Source organism: Terriglobales bacterium (genome assembly GCA_035543055.1).
In the GTDB taxonomy this organism is placed as follows: domain Bacteria; phylum Acidobacteriota; class Terriglobia; order Terriglobales; family Acidobacteriaceae; genus JAIQFD01.
Genome location: DATKKJ010000065.1, coordinates 1 through 18,397 on the forward strand (window position 1 = coordinate 1; position 18,397 = coordinate 18,397).

The 18,397-nt window shown below is 65.3% G+C and carries 15 protein-coding genes; 6 read left to right on the forward strand and 9 right to left on the reverse strand.

From position 1 onward, the window contains the following. Positions 1 to 666 precede the first annotated feature (666 nt). From VMS96_05325 to VMS96_05345, 5 genes are all read right to left on the reverse strand, one after another. The gene (locus VMS96_05325) at positions 667 to 3,684 is read right to left on the reverse strand and encodes a vitamin B12-dependent ribonucleotide reductase (GenBank protein HVP42829.1); all 3,018 of its coding nucleotides are present in this window, start codon (positions 3,682 to 3,684) and stop codon (positions 667 to 669) included. A 71-nt stretch (positions 3,685 to 3,755) separates the two neighbouring features. Continuing rightward, positions 3,756 to 4,259 carry a hypothetical protein gene (locus VMS96_05330; GenBank protein ID HVP42830.1) on the reverse strand — a complete coding sequence of 168 codons (504 nt, stop codon included), beginning with the start codon at positions 4,257 to 4,259 and terminating at the stop codon, positions 3,756 to 3,758. A 698-nt stretch (positions 4,260 to 4,957) separates the two neighbouring features. After that, on the reverse strand, positions 4,958 to 5,473 hold the full coding sequence (locus tag VMS96_05335; GenBank protein ID HVP42831.1) for a prepilin-type N-terminal cleavage/methylation domain-containing protein: 516 nt from the start codon (positions 5,471 to 5,473) through the stop codon (positions 4,958 to 4,960). A gap of 176 nt (positions 5,474 to 5,649) precedes the next feature. Continuing rightward, positions 5,650 to 5,865: a hypothetical protein gene (locus VMS96_05340; GenBank protein HVP42832.1), complete on the reverse strand. Its 216-nt coding sequence runs from the start codon at positions 5,863 to 5,865 to the stop codon at positions 5,650 to 5,652. 247 nt (positions 5,866 to 6,112) lie between these two features. Next, positions 6,113 to 7,486: a sugar porter family MFS transporter gene (locus VMS96_05345; protein ID HVP42833.1), complete on the reverse strand. Its 1,374-nt coding sequence runs from the start codon at positions 7,484 to 7,486 to the stop codon at positions 6,113 to 6,115. 79 nt (positions 7,487 to 7,565) lie between these two features. Here VMS96_05345 and VMS96_05350 point away from each other — a divergent pair, with 79 nt between their 5' ends. Continuing rightward, a complete protein-coding gene (locus VMS96_05350; GenBank protein ID HVP42834.1) occupies positions 7,566 to 10,805 on the forward strand; it encodes an alpha-mannosidase in 3,240 nt (1,079 codons plus the stop codon). Positions 10,806 to 10,865: 60 nt separating this feature from the next. Here the strand turns inward: VMS96_05350 and VMS96_05355 are convergent, their stop codons facing one another. Then, entirely contained in the window at positions 10,866 to 11,339 is a 474-nt protein-coding gene (locus VMS96_05355; protein ID HVP42835.1) for a DinB family protein, read from the reverse strand. Between the two features lie 177 nt (positions 11,340 to 11,516). Between VMS96_05355 and VMS96_05360 the strand changes: the two genes are divergently transcribed. From VMS96_05360 to VMS96_05380, 5 genes are all read left to right on the forward strand, one after another. Further along, complete coding sequence (locus tag VMS96_05360; GenBank protein HVP42836.1) at positions 11,517 to 11,870, forward strand: STAS domain-containing protein; 354 nt, start codon at positions 11,517 to 11,519, stop codon at positions 11,868 to 11,870. Between the two features lie 302 nt (positions 11,871 to 12,172). Then, complete coding sequence (locus tag VMS96_05365) at positions 12,173 to 12,442, forward strand: hypothetical protein (GenBank protein ID HVP42837.1); 270 nt, start codon at positions 12,173 to 12,175, stop codon at positions 12,440 to 12,442. 14 nt (positions 12,443 to 12,456) lie between these two features. Then, the gene (locus VMS96_05370; GenBank protein HVP42838.1) at positions 12,457 to 13,752 is read left to right on the forward strand and encodes a GAF domain-containing protein; all 1,296 of its coding nucleotides are present in this window, start codon (positions 12,457 to 12,459) and stop codon (positions 13,750 to 13,752) included. Positions 13,753 to 13,890: 138 nt separating this feature from the next. Then, positions 13,891 to 15,210, forward strand: a complete 1,320-nt coding sequence (locus VMS96_05375; protein HVP42839.1) for an amidohydrolase family protein — start codon at positions 13,891 to 13,893, stop codon at positions 15,208 to 15,210. A gap of 45 nt (positions 15,211 to 15,255) precedes the next feature. After that, a complete protein-coding gene (locus VMS96_05380; GenBank protein ID HVP42840.1) occupies positions 15,256 to 15,882 on the forward strand; it encodes a hypothetical protein in 627 nt (208 codons plus the stop codon). A 59-nt stretch (positions 15,883 to 15,941) separates the two neighbouring features. Here VMS96_05380 and VMS96_05385 read toward each other — a convergent pair whose 3' ends face one another. Genes VMS96_05385 through VMS96_05395 form a run of 3 tightly spaced genes read right to left on the reverse strand, consistent with a single transcriptional unit; the run spans position 15,942 to position 18,396 of the window. After that, positions 15,942 to 16,397: a hypothetical protein gene (locus VMS96_05385; protein HVP42841.1), complete on the reverse strand. Its 456-nt coding sequence runs from the start codon at positions 16,395 to 16,397 to the stop codon at positions 15,942 to 15,944. 57 nt (positions 16,398 to 16,454) lie between these two features. After that, complete coding sequence (locus VMS96_05390) at positions 16,455 to 16,955, reverse strand: S24/S26 family peptidase (GenBank protein HVP42842.1); 501 nt, start codon at positions 16,953 to 16,955, stop codon at positions 16,455 to 16,457. A 13-nt stretch (positions 16,956 to 16,968) separates the two neighbouring features. Then, positions 16,969 to 18,396 carry a sigma-54 dependent transcriptional regulator gene (locus tag VMS96_05395; GenBank protein ID HVP42843.1) on the reverse strand — a complete coding sequence of 476 codons (1,428 nt, stop codon included), beginning with the start codon at positions 18,394 to 18,396 and terminating at the stop codon, positions 16,969 to 16,971. Between the last annotated feature and the right edge of the window lies 1 nt (position 18,397).

The following is an 18,397-nucleotide window of genomic DNA, read 5'->3' on the forward strand; positions in this document are numbered from 1 at the left end:
ATGCCAACAACCGCCCAGTAGATCAGCAGGCACGGCAGCACAAGCGGAAACGCATAGATATACAGAAGATCGACACTAATCTTCTTCCATCCGTACATCTTCAGCAGGCCGGCACCTACGATCGCGACGGCTATTACGAACTCCGTTTCCGACATTCGGACTCGTCCAGCGAGCGGTCCGATGTTGACGGGGGACAGCTTCAATAAGAAGAGCCCGTGCAGCCAAAGGAAACTCGCAACCAGAAACCGCGTACTCTTCCTCAAATATCCAAGAGCCACGACAAGTACCTCCAAGAGCGAGAAAGGGCACGGCGTTGGCCGTGCCCCCTCGCGGTCAAAACGTCTTGGGCCCGTTGATTGTTAAAGAGGTGTCGTCCCTACGGGACTCGTCCCTCTTTGTTGTCGCCTACCCGGCACTCAACCACCCCAGCAAACCAACCCCAGGTTTGCTGGGGACCCCGGTCACGTGCCGGGCTAGATTCTTCCGGCCCTTCGGGCCTGGATTTCGTTGTCTCCGCGTCCTCCGTGTCGTCCACCGGCCCGCGCGAGGGCGCGCGGGCTACTTTGTCGATTTCTCCTCCGCGTCCGGAGCCTGCCCTGAGGCGAGCCGAAGGGCGTCCTCCGTGGTTCAGGGGGAGACGCCCTGACGGGCGTCTCTACCGGAAGACTAACTGCACCCCGAGGTCGCACCGCAGGACATACATCTGTAGCACGACCCATTCCTGACCATGATGGCGCCGCAGACATGGCAGCTGGGGGCGTCGCCCATGTCGATCAGCTCGCGCATGGCGTCGGCGGCGTGAACCGGCTGCTTCGCAGCCGGAGTACCAGGTACCAAGTACCCAGTACCAAGCTGCGGAGACGTCGACGTCCCGTTCTCCTCGGGCAGGGCCTTGGGCCGGTAGTTCTCGAACAGGAACTGCTGCTGCCCGGTCAGGAACCGCAGCTCCAGCCAGCGGAAGATGTAATCCATGATGCTTTTGGCGAAGCCGATGTCCTGGTTGCCGCTCCAGCCCGAGGGCTCGAAGCGGGTGTGGGCGAACTTCTCGCACAGCAGCTTGAGCGGCACTCCGTGCTGCAGCGCGATCGAGGTGGCGCAGGCGAAGCTGTCCATCAGCCCGGAGACGGTCGAGCCTTCTTTTGCCATGGTGATAAAGATCTCCCCCGGCTGTCCGTTGGGGTAGAGGCCCACGGTGATGTAGCCCTCGTGGCCCGCGATGTTGAACTTGTGGGTCACCGAGAGCCGCTCGTCCTGCAGCTTGTGCCGCGAGGCCCGTGGCGGCGCGTTCAAATCCTCAACTTCTTTCACCGCCGAGAGCGCCGAGACCGCCGAGGAATCTTTGGCGGAAGAGGTTGCGGTGGCGGTCCCGGCGGCCGAGAGGGGCTGGGCCTTCTTGCAGCCGTCGCGGTAGATGGCCACCGCCTTCAGTCCCAGCTTCCAGGCCTGGATGTAGGCGTCGGAGATCTCTTCCACCGTGGCCGCCTCGGGCAGGTTGACGGTCTTCGAAATCGCCCCGGAGATGAACGGCTGGACGGCGGCCATCATGCGCAGGTGTCCCATGTAGTGGATGGAGCGGGTGCCCTTGGCCGGCTTGAAGGAGCAGTCGAAGACCGGCAGGTGCTCGTCCTTGATGTGTGGGGCCCCTTCGATGGTGCCGGTGGCGTCGATGTAGCTGACGATGGCGTTGGCCTGCTCGGTGGAGTAGCCCAGCTTGAACAGGGCCGCGGGCACGGTGTTGTTCACGATCTTGATCATGCCCCCGCCCACCAGCTTCTTGTACTTCACCAGCGCCAGGTCCGGTTCGACGCCGGTGGTGTCGCAGTCCATCATGAAGCCGATGGTGCCGGTGGGGGCCAGCACCGTGACCTGCGAGTTGCGGTAGCCGAACTTCTCGCCGTGCTGCAGAGCTTCGTCCCAGCACTGCTTGCTGGCCTCGTAGAGCGCGGTGGGGACGTTGCCGCGGTTGATGTTGTTGACGGACGCGCGGTGCATGCGGATGACGTCGAGGAAGGGCTCGCGGTTGACGTACCAGCCGGGGCAGGCGCCGCCCCACTCGGGCAGGCGCTCGCTGGCCTGGATCATCTCCGAGTAGCGGGCGGCGGTGATGTCGGTGGCCGGCATCAGCGGCTGCGCCTGCTCGGCGATGCGCGACGACTGCAGGTACGCCTCGCCGCACATGATGGCGGTGACGCAGGCGGCGTAATCGCGGCCCGCTTCGCCGTCGTACGGCAGCCCCGAGGCCATCAGCAGCGCGCCCAGGTTGGCGTATCCCAGCCCCAGCGGCCGGTAGTCGTGCGAATTCTTGCCGATCGCCTCCGTCGGATAGCCCGAGTTGTCCACCAGGATTTCCTGCGCCGTGATGATGACATCGACGGCGTACTTGTACGCCTCGACATCAAACGTCCCGTTGGGCGCGAACTTCATCAGGTTCAAGCTCGCCAGGTTGCACGCCGAATCATCCAGGAACATGTACTCGGAGCAGGGGTTGCTGGCGTTGATGCGGGCGGTGTTCCTGGAGGTGTGCCAGCGGTTGACGGTGGTGTCGTACTGCATGCCGGGGTCGCCGCACTTCCAGGTGGCCTCGGAGATCCTCTTGAGCAGGTCGCGGGCAGGGAAGGTGCAGACCGGGCGACCGTCGCGAACGGCCTTGGTGGAGAAGGCGGCGTCGCGCTCGACGGCGAGCATGAAGTCGTCGGTGACGCGGACGGAGTTGTTGGCGTTCTGGAAAAAGATGGACGAATAGGCTTCGGAGTCGGGGGAGGAGCCGTCGTATCCGGCCTGCACCAGGGTCCAGGCCTTGGCCTCTTCCTTGGCCTTGCACTCGATGAAGTCCACGATGTCGGGGTGATCGATGTTGAGGATGACCATCTTGGCGGCGCGGCGGGTCTTGCCGCCGGACTTGATGACGCCGGCGAAGGCGTCGAAGCCCTTCATGAAGGAGAGCGGGCCGCTGGCGGTGCCGCCGCCGGAGAGTCCTTCGATGGAGCTGCGCAGGGGCGAGAGATTGGTGCCGGTGCCGGAGCCCCACTTGAACAACATGCCCTCGGTCTTGGCCAGGGTGAGGATGCTGTCGAGCGAGTCCTTCACCGAATTGATGAAGCAGGCGGAGCACTGGGGATTCTTGTAGCCGGTGACGGCGAACTCGACGCGGCCGAGTTGCGGGTTCCAGTGCCAGTTCTGGGCGTCGGATTGGGGCTCGAGGCGGTCGCAGCCGACATTGAACCAGACCGGCGAATTGAAGGCGGCGTACTGGCGGAGCAGCAGGAAGGCGAGCTCGTCGTGGAAAGTGGCGGCGTCCTCGGGAGTGTGGAAGTAACCGCCGGCGACGCCCCAGTCGCGGATGGTCTCGGCGACGCGCTGCACCAGCTGGCGGACCCCGGTCTCGCGCTCGGGCGTGCCGATCTTGCCGTGCAGATACTTGCTGGCGACGATGTTGGTCGCCGTCATGGACCAGTCCTTGGGGACTTCGACGTCCTTCTGCTCGAAGATGGTGCCGCCGCCGGCGTCGTTGATCTGGGCGGTGCGGAATTCCCACTCGACCTCGTCGTAGGGAGAGACTCCGGGCTTGGTGAAGAAGCGGCGGAAGCTGAGGCCCGGAGCCTTCTTCCGGTTGATGAAGCTGGTGACGGTCGGCGTCGTCTGCGCGACGTTGGTGGTGTCAGCGGTCTTGGTCACGTCAGCCATTGTGTCTCTCTCCCAGTTGCCAGTTGCCAGATATCAGTTGCAGTACCAAGTACCCAGTACCAAGTACCAAGTCAAAAACCTTCAGGGAACGATGGTTTGCCGATCTCCTGTTGCTCCTTATCCTCCTGATGCGTGGCCGAGGGCGATGAAGCCGTAAAGCCGTCGGTGACGGCGGAGGCGCTCTCGCTGGTGGCGGCCAGCCAGTTGCGGAGGGCATGGGCGGCGGCCTGGCGCTGGGTGCGCACCGGCACCACGGCGTAGCGGACAAAGCAGCGGCCCGATTGGAGACGGGGACGCAGCTCGCTGGCGGCCGAGAACAGACCGTGCAGGGTGCGCGCCAGATCGTCGGTCTCCTGGATGTCGAAGACGGCGATCATGCGGCGCTGCCCGGTCAGGGGCGACTCGTTCTCCGCGATCACCTCCTCCGCCAGGGCGAAGATGCCGGGCAGAGGCGGGACCAGGGCCAGGCTCAGGCTGGACTGGCAGCGAGCCCATCGCGACCATTCCAGGTGACCGACCTCGGGGGCCGACAGCTTGCTTTCGGTCACGTCGAGTGCGGTGGGTTCGAACGCCATCCGATCCTCCTTTCCAAGCGCGGCAGGCGCGCTCGGAACCTTGGGCTGAAGCCCAAGGCTGCCTCCCTGCTGGAGACGCCCTGACCGGCGTCTCGACCGAAGAGCCAGGCGAGACGCCAGCGGTACGACAAGGGAAAGAAGCCCTGTGCCCGGGTGCACTGAATGATGTGCACAGGCCACGAGAGCCTCGGTTGTGTTGTCAAAACCGTCCCCGGTAGGCAACGGCTATCGGGGATATTGAGGGTCACCGCAGGGCCCGCCGGCGTCACCTCTGGCGCCGGTTCACCGCTCGCCGAGGCCCGGTTCGCCTCGACGCCCATCTTGGCTGGGTCTGCAAGGTACGCCCATATAGGGGGCCTGTCAAGTACCTACCCCAATATATTGTATTTTACACCTTAATCGGCTGGATTCCCTGGCTGGACGGGCCTTTGCAAGGGCCGGGCTGGGGACATGGCCGGGCTGGCGGCGGACATTTCCACATGGACATCCTTCCCTGGATGGCTGGATGACATCGCGACTGGAGAAAGTGAATCGACTGTAAGTTGCAATGCGGGGCGGGTCAATCACCTATTAATAGTGCAGGGTTGTGGATTGTGAGGAAAAGAAGTACGCGAAACTAGTAGCCAGCAGAAAGAGAGGCTTGCGCGAGCGAGGGCACCCGCACATTCCTTCTCATCATTGTTTTCTGGGCAAGCGAATCAGAGCATGCTGCCGGCGGCGAAGCAGGTGGGCGCCAGGCCATCGGGGCTGTAGCTGATGACGGCGGAGGCGTCGGAGCAGAAGGCGCGCTGGCCGCTCGATCCGATGGCCGACGGTGTTGCGCTAAGTTGGTAGGCCAGGTGCGGCAATGCTCCGCCGCCACCCAGCGGGCCGCCACCCCCGCCGCCGCCCGCGCAGTTCAACTGCAGGCTGTATCCGCTCTTCTGCCCGGTGGCGAGCTGGGCATCGATGAGATCAGCGTGCGTGGGATCTGCCGGGACCCCAAAACCACTGGGCCCGAGATCGACGAGAGCACAGCCGTATCCGGTTGCCGGGTAAGTGAGCTGGTAGGAAATCTGGGCGGTATTGATGGTGCGGAGCGAGCCGACGGCCGAGCTCTCATTGGCCGCCATCCGCGACCGCAGCAGGTTGGGGATGGCGATGGCCGCGATGATCAGTATGATCGCGACCACAATCAGCAACTCGATCAGGGAGAAACCACGTTCGCGCTGCACCGTTCGTCCTCCATCCCCAGGAGATCGGACAGCCTGATCGTAGGCCGAAGGTACAGCCCGGCAGAAGATCACGGGCGTTCACGTGACTTACCAAAGTCGCTGGCACTTCCGGGATCATCAAGGGTGGCAACTGCTCCGGCGACGGAGCAGCTCCGGCGCAACCAACCCGGCCGAGGCTAGTGCGGCTGGGCAAGAAAGGACTGGTTCCAAAAATCGGCCGTGTCGGGGAATTCCACCGCCACGGTCGCCTCTTGCCCGGCCCGGGCCAATCCCCGATACACGACCCGTGCCCGGGCGCCCTTGCCGCGCGCGGGATCGAGCACGTAGACCTGACTTCCGAGCTTGAGCGGGACTGGGCAGGTGAAGCTGCACCCATGCTTGCTGAGAAGCACCGTCTGCGCAGGGTCATCTTCAATGTCCCTGCCGGGAGGCTGCCAACGGACAACCAGGGGAACCTGCTTAGCGATCCTGTTGCTTCGCCGAATGAATGACTTTGATTCCATTATTGTTCTCGCTGCCGACACGGAGCGAACTCGGTCATCAGAGTACCCTTCCCGGCCCGCTCGCGAAACATGCCCAATGGCCATCTGCGGACCTGACCCAAGGTAATGCGAACAGGACGACGCAACGACCTTTCCGTCAGGCCTGCTCGATGCCCAGGTGGTCTTCCATCTGCTCCAGAGTGAAGCCCTTGGTCTCGGGATAGACGACCAGAACCACCAGGAACTGAATCACCATCATGACGCCGAAGAGCAGGAAGGGGTATCCGCCGGAACGGGCGGCGAAGATGGGAAACAGCTGGCCGATGATGGCGTTCATCACCCAGTGCGTGCCGCTGCCCAGGCTCTGTCCCCTGGCGCGCACCAGGTTGGGGAAGACCTCGCTGATGAAGACCCAGATCACGGCGCCCTGGGAGAAGGCGAAGAAAGCGACATACACGATCAGCAGAGTGAGCAGCGCCTGCTGGTGCTGGCGGGTGAAGAAGATGGCGGAGACCCCGAGCAGGCAGGCGGCCATGCCGACGGCGCCGATCAAGAGCAGGGTCTTGCGCCCAACGCGGTCGATGACCGCCATGGCCATCAGGGTGAAGACCAGGTTGGTCAAGCCGATGGCGACCGCCTGCAGGTTCGCCGAGAGCTTGCTGTAGCCGCCCATGGCGAAGATGTCGTTGGCGTAATAGAGGATGGCGTTGATGCCGGCGAACTGGTTGAAGAAGGCGACGCTCACGGCCAGGAAGATGGGAAAGCGGTACTTCGACGAGAAGAGCGGCTCCGAGCGTCCGGAGCGAGTGAGGTGGACGGAGCGAACGATCTCCTGCAGGGCGGCCTCACCGTCGCTGTTACCGAGGAGGTCGAGGACCTGAGCGGCCTCGGCGGTGCGGCCCCGGGTCACCAGCCAGCGCGGGCTCTCGGGGATACCGAAGAGCAGGATGAAGAAGACGAGGGCGGGGACCGCGGCGACGCCGAACTCCCATCGCCATTCCCGGATGCCGAGGCCGACCCGGCTGATCAGGTAATTCGATAAGTAAGCCACCAGGATGCCGACCACGATGTTGATCTGAAAGACGCCCACCAGGCGTCCGCGCGCGCGGGCGGGGGCAAGCTCGGCCAGATAAACGGGCGCGACCACCGAGGAGGCGCCGATCCCCAGGCCTCCGATGAAGCGAAAGCCGATGACGGCGGACCAACTCCAGGCCAGGGCACAGCCCAGCGCCGAGACCATATAGAAGAGGGCGGTCAGGCTCATGCTGCGGCGGCCGCCGAAGCGCTGGGCGATGACGCCGGCGCAGAGCGCGCCGATCACCGTCCCCCACAGCGCCGCCGAGACGGTGAACCCCAGTTGGGCGGGGGAGAGTTGGTACACCGCGCGCAGGGCGCCGGTGGTCCCGGAGATGACGGCGGTGTCGAAACCGAAGAGCAATCCGGCCAGAGCTCCCACCAGGATGCTGCGCATCAGGTAGGGGTTCGAGGTCAGGGAGATGGAGCCGGCAGGTGGATGGGCGGAAGCGGACATGAGGAGCGGCCATTCAACCGGGTCTCAGAAGAAATTGCAACCTGGGCGCCCGCGACCGAGGAGTAGACTACTGCGCGCCATGAAACGTCCTCTGCTCATCTGCCTGTTCCCTGCCCTGTTCGTGATGATGCTTTACGCGCAGTCTCCCAGCGCACCTGCCGATCCCTATAAGCCGACGATGGACCGGCTGCAGTCCATCAGCGAGGTCCCGATCACGGACTGGCGCAGACACGATGCCGGCCTGGCGCACGGCGAAGATCCCGGGATCAGTACCGCGGACTGGCAACCGGTGAAGGTGCGGGAAGACTGGAACGGCAGCCGCTGGCTGCGCACCACGATCGCGGTCCCAGAAAAGCTGAACGGCTACGAGCTGCGCGGAGCGGAGGTGCAGCTCGACGCCTGGCTGACCAGCGACAAGGCCATCCAGGTGAGCATCTTCGCGAATGGCTCCCTGATCAGCCGCACGGACGAGGACACGCAGTTGCCGGTGACCTTGAGCAGCGCGGCCCAGCCGGGGCAGAAGTTCGCCATCGCGGTGCGGGTGGTCGGCGCCCCGGTGAAGGCCAGCCTGTACCGGGCGCGGCTGCTGGTCCACGCAGCCAAAGGGCGGCCCGATCCCGCGACCCTGCGGATGGAAGTGCTGGCGGCGCAACCGCTGGTGGCGGCGTACGAGAGCGGCAAGACGGAGCGGCAGGCGGTGCTCGACTCTGCGGTGAAGGCGATCGAGCTGGCGGCCCTGGAGCGCGGAGATCAGCAGGCCTTCGACGCGTCGCTGCGCGCGGCGCAGGCGAAGCTGGGCGAACTCCGACGGTTCGAGCAGCAGTTCACCATCCAGGTGACGGGCAACTCGCATATCGACATGGCCTGGCTGTGGCCCTGGACGGAGACGGTCGAGGTCGTGCGCAACACCTTCGAGAGCGCGCTGCAACTGATGCGCGAGTATCCCGACCTGACCTTCACCATGTCGTCGGCGCGGGCCTACGCGTGGATGGAAGAGAAGTATCCGGAGATGTTCCAGGAGATCCAGCAGCGGGTGAAGGAAGGGCGGTGGGAGATCGTCGGGGGGATGTGGGTGGAGCCCGACCTGAACATGCCGGACGGCGAGTCGCTGGTGCGGCAACTGCTGATCGGCAAGCGCTATTTCCGGCAGAAGTTCGGGGTGGACGTGCGCATCGGCTGGAACCCGGACTCGTTCGGCTACAACTGGCAGCTGCCGCAGATCTACAAGCGCTCGGGGCTGGATTACTTCGTCACCCAGAAACTCTACTGGAACGACACCAACAAGTTCCCGCACAAGCTGTTCTGGTGGGAGTCGCCGGACGGCAGCCGGATCCTGACCTACATCCCGCACGACTACGCCAACCAGGTCGACGGCGCCAAGATGGCGGCGGACCTGGCGGCGTTCGCGCCCGCGATGTGGAAGAAGGATGCCGGGGTGCAACAGGCTTCGCCCGGCGAGTTGGAGATGATGTACCTGTTCGGGGTCGGGGACCATGGCGGCGGACCCACCCGCAAGGACTTGGACACGGCGCAGGCGCTGCGCGATCCCAACCTCGTCTATCCGCCGCTGAAGTTCGGCACGGCGACGGCGTTCCTGCAGAACCTTGAGAAACACCGCGAGGAGCTCAACATCCCGGTCTGGAAGGACGAGCTGTACTTCGAATATCACCGCGGGGTGCAAACGACGCAGGCGGAGACCAAGCGGGGCAACCGCAAGAGCGAAGTGCTGATGCTCAACGCCGAGAAGCTGGCGTCGGCGGCGTCGCTGTTCGGCGTCCCCTACCCGCAGGAGAGCCTGAACACCGCGTGGCGTGAGGTGCTGTTCAACCAGTTCCACGACATCCTGCCGGGGTCGGGCATCGCGGTGAACTACGTGGACGCGGCGAAGCGCTACGCCAACGTGCGCCACATCGCCGAAGAAACCATCGAGCAGTCGCTGAGGAGGTTGGGCGCCGAGGTCAACACCCCGGCGACTGCGGTGCTGGTGTTCAACCCGCTGTCGTGGACGCGGACAGACGTGGTGGAATTCGAGGTCCAGTTCCCCGGCAAGACGACGGCCGTCCAAGCCACCGGGCCCAACGGAAAAGCGATGCCGGTGGAGGTGCTGGCCAACGACCGGCGCACCAACCGCCTGCGCTTGCGCCTGCTGGCAAAGGATGTCCCGGCGCTGGGCTACGCGCTGGTAAAGCTGACGCCGGCGACGGCCGCGCCCAGCCGGGTCTCAACGCTGAAGGCGACGGCAACTTCGCTGGAGAACGAGTACGTGCGGCTCACCGTCGATGCAGCCAGCGGGTGCATCACCAGCGTGGTGGACAAGCGCAGCAACACGGAAGCGCTGGCGCCGGCCGAGCCGGGCGACGGCGCTCCCGCCGCCGCTCCGGGGAACAAGCCGTGCGGCAACCTGCTCCAGGTCTTCACCGACAAACCGAAGCACTGGGACGCGTGGAACATCGACGCGGATTTCATCAAGGAACACGCCGACCTGACGCAGGCGGACGAAGTCAAGCTGGTCGAGCAGACGTTCCTGAAAGCGGTGCTGCGGGTGAAGAAACACTTCGGGAATTCGGCGTTCGTGCAGGACATCACGATGTACGCAGGTGTGCCGCGCGTAGACGTGGCGATGCAGGCGGATTGGCACGAGAAGCACAAGCTGCTGAAGGTGGCGTTCCCGCTCAGCGCGCGCAGCGAGAAAGCGACGTTCGAGATCCCCTATGGCTCCATCCAGCGGCCGACCACGCGGCGCGACTCCCGGGAGCAGGCGCAGTTCGAGGTCCCCGCGTTGCGCTGGGCCGATCTTTCGGACGGCACGCACGGTTTCAGCCTGCTGAACGATTGCAAATACGGCTACGACGCCAAGGACAACGTGCTGCGGCTGTCGCTGCTGCGGGCGCCGGAGTGGCCCGATCCGCACGCCGACCAGGGCCGGCACCAGTTCACCTACTCGCTCTACCCGCACGGCGGCGACTGGCGCGCGGCCATGACCATCCGCCGCGGCTATGAGCTGAACGCTCCGCTGCTGACGGTGACGCTAGCGCCGCATCAGGGGCCGCTGCCGGAGCAGCAGTCTCTGTTCGCCGCCGATGCGGACAACGTGATCGTCACCGCCGTCAAGAAGGACGAGGATGACGCAGCCCTGACGCTGCGCCTTTACGAGTGGGCCGGGCGCAAGGCTTCGGTGCAGCTCAAGCTGCCGGCGGGGTTCCGGGTCGCGGCGGAAACCAACCTGATGGAGGCGGTCGAGCGGCCGGTGGCCGCAGGCGCGGCGGTGACCGTCGGGCCGTTTGAGATCAAGACCCTCCGGCTGGAGCGGGGGCAGTAAGTCGGCCGAAATTGAGAGAGGTGGGTCGCAGGCGAGGGCACCCGCGCCACGCAATCCTTCCTATTCCTTCCAGCGCCCGAGCAGCCTGCGCAGCAGGACCAACTGGCCGAGGTGGTAGGCATTGTGGTCCATCAGCAGCAGGGCCTCACGGAGGAGTGTCTGTCCCCTACCGTGAGGGATGGGAGCGAAGAGATCCGCTTTGCCGGTGACCAGCTTCTGCATGGCCCTCATATCGGCGCGGAACTGGCGGATGCTCTTGTTCCACGCGGCCGCACTGGGTGGGGCCGCGGTCTTGGGCCAGTAGCCCACGGGCCACTTGGGCGAGACGTGCCGGGGGTCGCGGGAGAATTCGAGGATGTCCCATTGCGCGATGCGCATGTGCTCCAGCAGTTGCCAGGCGGTGTAAGGCGCGCCGGCGGGTTTCTTGCCGCGCAAGGATGGCGGCAATCCGGCGATGGCGGCGTCGAAGTCGGCGTGGGCGTGGGACTCGGAGAGGAATCGGGCGAGCTGGCGGCGGAGGGCTTTGGTGTTCATGGTCACATTTTAAGCGTCGCAGATGTGCGGCCGAGGGCGGCCTGATGCAAGTGCGTGACGAACAGCGGCCGGCGGGAGCGCACACCCGGTCCCGTCCTTGCCAAAATCGCCCGCAGAGCTATAGGGTTATGGCCGGGATCGACGGTGGCGCTGGGCAAGCGCCGGAGGGGGCCGACCATGCAACTTAAAACCAGTACACGCAGCCTCGGGCAGGTGATGATCGTGGATTGCAGCGGCCGATTGGTGTTCGGCGAGGAGACCACGTTGCTGCGAGACACAGTCAAAGAACTGCTGGTCGGGTCCAAGCAGGTCGTCCTGAACCTTGCCCACGTGACCTACATCGACAGCTCAGGAGTGGGCACGCTGGTGGGACTGTACGCTTCGGCCAAGGCGGCGGGCGCCGCCGTCAAGCTGGCGGCGCTCAGCGCCCGGGTGAGGGACGTACTGGTGATCACCAAGCTGGGCACCATCTTCGAGGTCCACGGGTCGGCGGAAGAGGCGGCGGGCTCGTTCAGCGGCGGGGCGGGATAGCAGGAGGCAGGAAGCAGGCAGCAGCAGGCAGGGCGCGCGCGGCGCGCCTGTTCTGTTTCCGGCGACCTCCCCTTTTCCGGGGCAGGCCGGTGAAATCGGCTTAAATCCAGTGATCTTCGGTAAATCAAGGCAAATCACCCTCAAATCCCGAAAAATTCCTGTTTACGCTGCACCGGATTTGAGGCATAGTCTGGGGTAACGTGGTGTCCCAGGGCCAGCCTGCACGCTCGCGAAGAACGCGCGACCCTCGATGCACGGCAGGAAGCGCCGTGCTGCGGAAAACGTGAAGCCAAGAGGCGGAGATGAAGAACATCAACGATGTGATCCGGGCCAAGGAGCAGCAGGTGCAGCAACTCCAGCGGGAGCTGGAGGTGCTGCGCTCGGCGGCGAGACTGCTGGCCGACGACACTGACGCCGCGCCGGCGCCGCGGCCGGCGAGCGCGAGCAACGTGGCGACGCCGATGGTGATGCGTCCGGCCCAGCCGGCGGCCCCGGTGGCGGCACCCGCCAAGGAGAGCGGCGCCTACGTCGCGCCTTCGGCCTGGGACGCCAGCAAGCCGCAGTTCCCGTAACCCCGGAGGCAGGGATGGCAGTGGAGCTGCCGCCGGCCGACCTGATGACCGACCGGCGGAAACACGAGCGCCGGCTGGCGGTGAAAGAACTGATCGGGCTGCAACTGGGGGCCACCAATCGCGCCATCGTCGTCGATCTGAGCGAAGGCGGGATGCGGGTGCAGGCGGCGGAGCCCGTGCAATTGCTGCCCTCGTCGCTGGTCCGCTTCCAGATCCCGGGCTGCGCGGAACCGGTAGCGGCCAGTTGCGAATTGGCGTGGGCCGATCATTTCGGCAAGGCGGGACTACGCTTCACCGGGTTCTCCGGCAATTCCCTTCTTGATCTGCGGCGCTGGCTGAAGCAGACGACCGCCCCGGTGCTGGTGGAAAAACGCGAAGCGGTCCGTCCGCCGCGGACGCTCCCCTTGCCGATCCCGAAGCCGCAGGTGGTGACGGGCACCGGGCCGAGGGTTGCGGTTTCTGCTCCGGTCCGCGCTTCGCCGGGCGAGACGCCCGGCGCTACACAATCTCCGAAAGTGGAAACGTTCGAGGCGCGACTGCAGGCCGCGGCCCAGCACCTGATGACCCTGACGTCGGCGGAAGGGGCGGTGGTGGCGCTGCGCAGCGGGCAGCAGATCGTGTGCCGGGCGAGCGTGGGCAGGGCGCCGGCGCTGGGGGCGGTGGTGCCCTCCGACTCCGGGCTGACGGGCGAGTCCCTGCGGGAGCGCATGGTGGTGTGGTGCCGTGATACCGATAACGATCCGCGGGCGAACCGGGAGGCGTGCCAGAAGCTGCGCCTGCGTTCGACGGTGCTGGCGCCGGTGCTGCGCCAGAGCAGCGTACAAGGGCTGCTGGCGGTGTTCTCGTCTCAGCCCGACCGCTTCGACCGCGGCGACGTGATGGCGCTGACCCGGATGGCGGACCTTGTCGCCGAGATGCTGGGCAAGCCGGTAGGAGCCACGAGCGCGGCCGCGCTTGCCCCGACGGCGATGCCGGCCGCCGCCCCCAAGCCGACTCGGGAAGCGGCCCTGCGCCTGCCCCAGCCGGTGAACGGGATCCTGCGCTGCGACGCCTGCGGACATCCCAACCCGGAACGGGCGCAGGTGTGCGAGCGCTGCGATGTCCCGCTGCGGGTCCCGGAACTGGAGGCGTTGCTGGAGCGCGATCCGAAGATCTCGAAGCTGCTGCTGGCGTTGTTCATGCTGGCGGCGCCGCTGGGAAGTTTCTATGCCGGGCACGAGCTGGGAACGCTGCTGCGCAAGCCAGCGGTGCAGCAAGTGCAGCCCGTGAAGGCAGATGTCGCAAGGCCGGAGTTGGCAAGACAGATGTAGGGCTCCTGGGTCCGTGGCGAAAGAATCGCGTCCGCAAGGGCGCGATTTTTCTTGGCCCGCTCGAGGGCGAGCGGGCTACTTTGTCGAAAGCCGCGGTCGGGTACAATTCACTGCCGAATCAACACCTGAGGGTCTTCGATGAAGAAGCTATTGGCAGTCTCGTGGGCACTTCTGACACTCACCGGTAACCTTCTTGGCCAGAAGAATCCGACCGACACGCAGAAGCAAGGCCACTGGGTCTATGTGCTGTGTGGAAGACTCATCGACGGCAAGAGCGACACCGTGCAAACGATGGCTCTGCTGCAGATCGAGGGAGACAAGATCGCGAGAATCCTCGACACGAGGGCAGGTCTCCCCAATACGGCAAACAGTCCGCTGATCCGCTTGGAGAACCGGACCTGCCTGCCCGGATTGATCGACACCCACACCCACGTGCTGCTGCAGGGCGACATCACGGCCGAGGATTACGACAAGCAACTGCTGAAGGAGTCCACGCCCTACCGCACCATCCTGGCGACAAGGAACGTGCGCAAGGCGCTGGAGTACGGCTTCACCGGCCTGCGCGACCTGGAGACGGAGGGCGCGGGCTACGCCGACGTGGACATCCGCAACGCGATCAACGCGGGCGTGGTCCCGGGGCCGCGCATGCAGGTGGCGACGCGCGCCCTGGACGTCACCGGCGCCTATCCCCTGCTGGGTTACTCGTGGGAGCTGAAGATGCCGGGCGGCGTGCAATTCTGCGACGGGCCGGAGGAGTGCCGCAAGGCAGTGCGTGAGCAGATCGCGCACGGCGCCGACTGGATCAAGGTCTATTCCGACCGCAGCTATCGCCTGCTGCCCAACGGCGTGCTCGACGACGTCCCCACCTTCACGGTGGAGGAGCTGCGGGCGATCGTGGACGAAGCGCACCGGCAACGGAGGTATGTGGCGTCGCACGCCATCGGGATCCACGGCGTCGAGAACTCGATCGAAGCGGGCGTGGACACCATCGAACACGGCGACTACATCACCGACCCGCAGCTGGCGGCGATGAAGCAGAAGGGCGTGTGGTTCGTGCCAACGCTGTACGTGGGCGAGTACGTGGCCGAGGGCCGGGCCGCCGCCGGCGCCAAGGTCTGGGTGGAGATGGTGAAGATCTCGCAGGACACCTTCCGGCGGGCGCTGAAAGCCGGGGTCAAGATCGCCTACGGGACCGACGCGGGCGGCTTTCCCTGGGACATCAACCTGGCGGTGCAGTTCAAGCGCATGGTGGAGCTGGGGATGACGCCGGCACAGGCCATCCGCTCCGCCACCCTGGACGCGGCGGAACTCATGCACTGGCAGGAGCAGGTGGGCTCCATCGAAGTCGGAAAGATGGCCGATATCATCGCCGTGCCGGGCGATCCGCTGAAGGACGTGAGCGCGCTCGAGCACGTGGATTTCGTGATGAAGGGCGGGGTGGTCCAGCGCAAGCCCTGAAGCCCCTTTCTCCTTTTTTTTCAAACATATGTACCGGGAAAGTTCTTGACCTGCCGCTCCGCCGCGAAGCACAATCCTCGGCACTATCTCACGACCGCCGGCGGTGGCAGACCGGCACGGGCACAGCTCGAGAGCGCGAAGTGGCTGCTGAACGGGTGGGCCATGGATGGCGTGCTGAGCATCGCTTCCGGCATGCCCTACAACGTGAGCTTTGGCACCGAAACGTTCCTGAACGATTTCAACGGGACGGGAGAATACTACGGGCGCCCGGACCTGGTGGGTGACCCCTACGCGGGAACAGGCGGGGTCAAGCTGTTGAACCTCACGGCGCTGGCAGTGCCCAACGGAATCCCGGGGAATCTTCCGCGCAACGCCTTCGTCGGACCCAACTTCAGGAATTTCGATTTCTCGCTGGTGAAGAATACGGCCCTGACGGAGCGGTTCCACATGCAGTTGCGGGCCGACTTCTTCAACATCTTCAACCATCCCAACCTCGCCAGCCCGCTGTGGCCGGGATATGAAGCCGACATGCTGACCAACGGGATGGATGGAACCGGACATGGGATCGACTTCCTGCGATCCACAGTGACCCCCGATGTCGGCCTGGGCAATCCCTACCTGGGCGGCGGCGGACCGCGCGGCATCCAACTGGCGGTGAAGTTCTCCTTCTGATCGCAGTAAACGTCAAAGCCCGGGAGCGATCCCGGGCTTTTTCTCTTGTGCGGAAAGAGCTAGAAGATGCTGCGCACGCCCAGCACCCGGAAGTCCGTCAGCGAGGATTTCAGCACGTAGATGTATTCATTGTTGCTCTCCGGATCGGGCGGCTTGAGAAAAAACCCGGGACTGGTGAGGTGATGCAGGGAGTTGTGCACCACCCCTTCGCTGGCCTCGCCGTCGAAGAACTTGATGCGCACCCACAGGCCCTCCACCGGGGGATGTGCGTCGAAGAACTTGATCTCCTGGTAGTCGGTGCGGCCCTGGAACGACTTCACGAAGAACAATGCCTTCAGGGAATCGAGAGGCACGGAGACCTTCTGGCGTGAACCGTCGGTCTGGAGGGTGATCTGTTTGGGTAGAGGATGAGGGCCGCCGCGGAGCAGTTCGTCCAACTTCATCTCCGGGGGCAGCGCGTCGGTGTGGCCTTTGAGGAGACGTCCGTCACGCAGATGAGCGACGATCTTCACCATCGGGCTGGGCAGTCAACGAACGGTCTCATTCTACGATAAAGCTCGGGAAAGCAGCAGTCATCGCCGGCTGGCGGCCGGACGAGCACGTTCGCGCCCTTGGACCATCCAGGCCAAGGGCCGCGGCCACACGGTGGCCAGGCGGCACAAGAGAACGGCGAGCCAATGGGGCGGACGGCCCGCGCCCTGGGCGGCTTCCACCCGGCCCAGCAGCGCTTCCGGACCGACCGGTGGGTCTTCCCGGCTGAGCAGGTCTCCCCGGGTGCGCAGCAGAAGCTGACCGGATCGCTGGAGTGAGCCGAGGAAGCGATGACAAAAGAGCCGGGCGTCGCGCTCGACCAGCAACAGATCCCCGGGATGCAGAGCGGTGGCATCGGTGGCCACGATCTCGACCACGTCTCCCGGCCACAGGGCGGGCAGCATGCTGGTGCCGCTCACCCGCAGGCGGGCCCGCCCGAACCGTTGCAGGACTTCGCGCAGCAGCTGGAGATGGACGGGCTCCACGACCGGCACCTGGGCATCGGCGGGAGGGACTGCGGCTTCCGTTCGAACGCGCGGCATCGACCTGCGGCCACTATACCGGATTGTTCATGAAACGGGCAGGCGGGCGCTTGGCGGGGCGCTCGATGCCGTATTGACGGATCTTGTACAACAGCGCCTTGTAGCTGATATTGAGCAGCTCGGCCGTCCGCTTGCGGCTCCAGTTGGTCTGCTCCAGGACGCGGGCGATGGCTTCGGCTTCGGCCTGGTCCTTCAGGCCGCGGACGATGTCCTTGAGGCCGCCGGCCGGGGCGGCCGAGGCCACGGGCACGGGCGTCGCGCTGCTGACCTTGAGCCGCAGCTCGTTCAGGATGGCGGACTCGTCGCCGAGAACGACATAGCGCTTCACCACGTTCTCCAGCTCGCGCACGTTCCCCGGCCAGGGGTAGCTCACGCAGGCGTCGAGAAAATCCTGGGAGAACGGCAGCGGGTCGCGCGCGTAGCGCTCGGAGATGCGGCTCATGAACGTCTTGAGCATGATCGGGATCTCTCTCTTGCGCTCGCGCAGCGGCGGGACCGTGATGGTGAAGGCATTCAGCCGGTAATAGAGGTCTTCGCGCAGCCGTTTTTCGGCGATGGCGGCCTGGACGTCGATATTGGTGGCGGCGAGGATGCGCACGTCCACCTCGATGGTGGTGCGTCCTCCCAGGCGGGAGAAGGTCTGGTCCTGCAGGACGTGCAGGAGCTTGGCCTGCAGCGACGGCGGCATCTCGCCGATCTCATCCAGCAGGATGGTGCCTTTGTTGCACAGCTCGAACTTGCCGGGCTTGGAGCGCACGGCGCCGGTGAAGGCGCCCGGCTCGTAGCCGAACAACTCGCTCTCCAGCAGGTCGGCGGGCATGGCGGCGCAGTTGACCTTCATGAACATGCGGTGGGCCCGGGCCGACGACTTGTGGATGAGGCGGGAGACCACTTCCTTGCCGGTGCCGCTCTCCCCCAGGATGAGCACGGGCACGTCCACCCGGGCGACCTGGTTGACCTGGCCGCGGATGGCGCGCATCTGCTCGGTGGCGGCCACGAAGCACAGGTCGTCGCCCACCTCTTCGATGTCGGTCCGCTCCACGGTCACGTCGTCCAGCGAGACCGGCTGCAGGCAGTGCCGGAGCACGGCATCGAGTTCGGCCTTGTTGAAGGGCTTGGTCAGATAGTCCTTGGCCCCGAGGCGCATGGCCTCGACCACCTTGCGGGTATCGCTGACGCAGGAGAGCATCACGACCTTCAGTTCGGGATTGAGGGCGCGCAGCTGCTCCAGCGTGCGCAGGCCGTCCAGACCGGGCATGAGCAGATCGAGCAGGACGACGTTGGGGACCGGATCGCGGCGCACGCGCTGCAAGGCCTCGGAGCCACTGCCGGCGGTCTCCACCCGGTGGGCATCGACCTCCAGAAGGGTCCGCATGTAACCCAGCATGCTGGGCTCGTCGTCCACCACCAGGATGTCGGCCGGTCGTACTCTTCCGCGCACT

Excerpts from the sequence above, each read along its gene's own strand:
- VMS96_05325 (HVP42829.1), bottom strand. The coding sequence starts at position 3,684 with ATGGCTGACGTGACCAAGACCGCTGACACCACCAACGTCGCGCAGACG.
- VMS96_05330 (HVP42830.1), bottom strand. The coding sequence starts at position 4,259 with ATGGCGTTCGAACCCACCGCACTCGACGTGACCGAAAGCAAGCTGTCG.
- VMS96_05345 (HVP42833.1), bottom strand. The coding sequence starts at position 7,486 with ATGTCCGCTTCCGCCCATCCACCTGCCGGCTCCATCTCCCTGACCTCG.
- VMS96_05350 (HVP42834.1), top strand. The coding sequence starts at position 7,566 with ATGAAACGTCCTCTGCTCATCTGCCTGTTCCCTGCCCTGTTCGTGATG.
- VMS96_05355 (HVP42835.1), bottom strand. The coding sequence starts at position 11,339 with ATGAACACCAAAGCCCTCCGCCGCCAGCTCGCCCGATTCCTCTCCGAG.
- VMS96_05360 (HVP42836.1), top strand. The coding sequence starts at position 11,517 with ATGCAACTTAAAACCAGTACACGCAGCCTCGGGCAGGTGATGATCGTG.
- VMS96_05365 (HVP42837.1), top strand. The coding sequence starts at position 12,173 with ATGAAGAACATCAACGATGTGATCCGGGCCAAGGAGCAGCAGGTGCAG.
- VMS96_05370 (HVP42838.1), top strand. The coding sequence starts at position 12,457 with ATGGCAGTGGAGCTGCCGCCGGCCGACCTGATGACCGACCGGCGGAAA.
- VMS96_05375 (HVP42839.1), top strand. The coding sequence starts at position 13,891 with ATGAAGAAGCTATTGGCAGTCTCGTGGGCACTTCTGACACTCACCGGT.
- VMS96_05385 (HVP42841.1), bottom strand. The coding sequence starts at position 16,397 with ATGGTGAAGATCGTCGCTCATCTGCGTGACGGACGTCTCCTCAAAGGC.
- VMS96_05390 (HVP42842.1), bottom strand. The coding sequence starts at position 16,955 with ATGCCGCGCGTTCGAACGGAAGCCGCAGTCCCTCCCGCCGATGCCCAG.